This window comes from Antrihabitans spumae (assembly GCF_043944905.1).
GTDB lineage: Bacteria > Actinomycetota > Actinomycetes > Mycobacteriales > Mycobacteriaceae > Antrihabitans > Antrihabitans spumae.
In genome coordinates this window covers 1-2,333 of record NZ_JBIMSN010000151.1, presented here as the reverse complement: position 1 = coordinate 2,333, position 2,333 = coordinate 1, and the positions used below count along the sequence as shown (strand labels likewise).

Sequence of the window (2,333 nt, the reverse complement as noted above, 5' to 3'; positions counted from 1 at the left end):
ACGGTGCTCGGTGACCAGACGGACCGCCTTGGCCTTGGTCTCCCCGTCGTACTTCGATGGCATGATGTCCAACCTTCCAAGAAGAAGGGTGTGCATCAAACCCGGGGCGATTCACCGAGACCTTGGACCCGGTCGTACTCAGCCAACACATCCTCTTTGGTGGGGTCGAGGATGCAGTCGAGGCGACGAAGGATCGTGAACGGCAGTACCACGTCGCCGTACTGGTTCGGTTGATACGGCCCCCGGAGCAGGTTGGCGATGTTCCAGATGAGATTGGCATTCGTCTTCGCCATTCGGGCTGACTCCTTGATCGGACGGGTGCGTTGACGTTACCGGCGATCAACATCCATGCTCGGGAAGGCGTACCGAGCAGATGTATCGTTTCAACAAGTGACCTGCACCGCCTACCCACGGTGCCGTTGGCCTATCTCGGGCAGGTCGCGCCAGTCACCGGGCAGACCATCGGATCGTAATCGGCCTTCAGGCGATCACGGATAAAGTCCTTCGTCTTCCCAAATGTCGGCTCCAACCAGCGCCCTACGACGAGAACGCTCACTGCGCTCGCGCCAGCAGCACGGAGCGTCAGCGCTGCGGAGTTCGTTCGCGAGCCAGTCGTCCACGTGTCATCAAGCAATAGGACGTGCCTACCGCTGACATGCCCCGGCTGCACTACCCGAAATCGACCACCCTCGACGGTTCGCACCGCAGTAGCACCCTGCGCAGTCGCGAGCCGACATTCGTCAGCGATGGCGTGCATGTCGGTCGCGAGCGCTTCAAAAGGGTGCGTTCCAGTTCGGCCGCTCAAGGACGGCACTGTCAGTCGGAGTTCTACGGGACTACCGACGACCTTCGCGATGCACTGCTCGTGATGGACGATGCCCAAGAAAAGCATGTGTTGCACGACACTTCGATGCTTCAGTTTGACTTGCTGAGATACGTCGTCCTTGTAGTGGCGCAACATATTTCCGGACTGCTGCAAATTGACGCCGTACGCGAGGGGAGCCACAAGGTCGGCTAGTCCAAGGACACTCCTCCACTTATTGCACTGGAAACAACGGGGATAGCCGTCCACGGGTGCGGTGCATACCGCACACGTGACACCCGGTATCCGCAGCGTATTTCGTAGATAACCGCCGGAGCGCGTAACAAGGTCGTATCGAATGCGATCCAGTAGCGCGGCACGGTTCGATTGGCCAGCTGTCACCGACTCGCCAAGTCCGTCAAGCTAGGCCAGCTAAAGTCGTCGGAGCTCGCAGACGTGACCTGATCAACGATGTCCATCGCCTCGACAATGCCCCCCGCCTGGTACACGCCAGGGCGACCGATCAGTGCCTTAGCCCAGTCTGTGGCAGCGACCACGAGGTCTGTCAAAATCACCGGCCGGCCATGCTCGACTGCCACCCGAGCCTGAATCCTCGCGCCACTGTTCTCGCCGGCCTCGACAACGATCGATACCCGCCCGAGCCCTGACATTGTCGCGTTGCGCATCGGAAAGTTCTGCTTGCGCGGCGGAGCATCAGGCCAGAACTGAGAGATCAGGGCACCCGCCTTGGCGACATCAAGATGCAACGAACGATTGGCCGCTGGATAGACACCTTTGATCCCGGTGCCTATGACACCGATTGGTCGCCCGCCCACCTTCAGGGCCGCAGTATGGGCGGCGGTGTCAATCCCGGCCGCGAGGCCAGACAGTACTGAAATGCCGCGCTCGACGAGACCCTGTGCGATTCGGCCCGCTATATCGACGCCACGCGCAGATGCGTCACGCGAACCGACCACAGAGACCGCAAGTTCCTCGCAATTGAGCTTGCCCCTGATGAACAAAAACGGTGGGATTTGATGTATCTCCCTTAGTGCAAGGGGGTAGTCGGGATCGAGAACAGTGAGCAGCTCGAAGTCTGACTCCGCCCATTCGGCGAGACGCGTCCGTGATTGCGCGATGAGCCCCTCTGCATCATTGACCCCATCAAGCATTGGAGGGAATGCTTCATCCCAGAGCGCTGACGCTGACCCTCTGAGGGTCACTTCTGAGGCGATCTGAGGCCATGTCATCCGGCTCGGTCGCGCTTCAAGCAGCGCCAGAAGGATCGCCCGCTCATCCTCATCATCTAGCTGCGCCATGCTTGTCACCTTATGTCGGCAAGTCCTCTTAGGCAGCAATTCAACCCCGTCGTCTCGTGGATGGTGCTCCACACGCTCTCCTCCTCGCGACAAGCCCCATCGAATATTTGTTCGATGGTATTTGAACCCTCCGACAGTGCCTACCCCGCGCTGAGGGCCTTGACCCCTCGTGTTGGACACGCTCAATCCCGGACAGAGTTCGGGGGAAGCGA

At 59.9% G+C, this 2,333-nt stretch carries 2 protein-coding genes and 1 pseudogene; 1 reads left to right on the top strand and 2 read right to left on the bottom strand.

The window, feature by feature from the left end; translation table 11 throughout:
* Positions 1-131 precede the first annotated feature (131 nt).
* Positions 132-293 (bottom strand): annotated as a pseudogene (locus ACHIRB_RS28535) (type I restriction-modification system subunit M N-terminal domain-containing protein); the annotation flags it as partial.
* 347 nt (positions 294-640) lie between these two features.
* Between ACHIRB_RS28535 and ACHIRB_RS28530 the strand changes: the two are divergent.
* Complete coding sequence (locus ACHIRB_RS28530; protein WP_395126738.1) at positions 641-1,018, top strand: hypothetical protein; 378 nt, start codon at positions 641-643, stop codon at positions 1,016-1,018.
* A gap of 182 nt (positions 1,019-1,200) precedes the next feature.
* Here the strand turns inward: ACHIRB_RS28530 and ACHIRB_RS28525 are convergent, their stop codons facing one another.
* Positions 1,201-2,121: a DNA-processing protein DprA gene (locus ACHIRB_RS28525; protein WP_395126737.1), complete on the bottom strand. Its 921-nt coding sequence runs from the start codon at positions 2,119-2,121 to the stop codon at positions 1,201-1,203.
* Positions 2,122-2,333 lie beyond the last annotated feature (212 nt).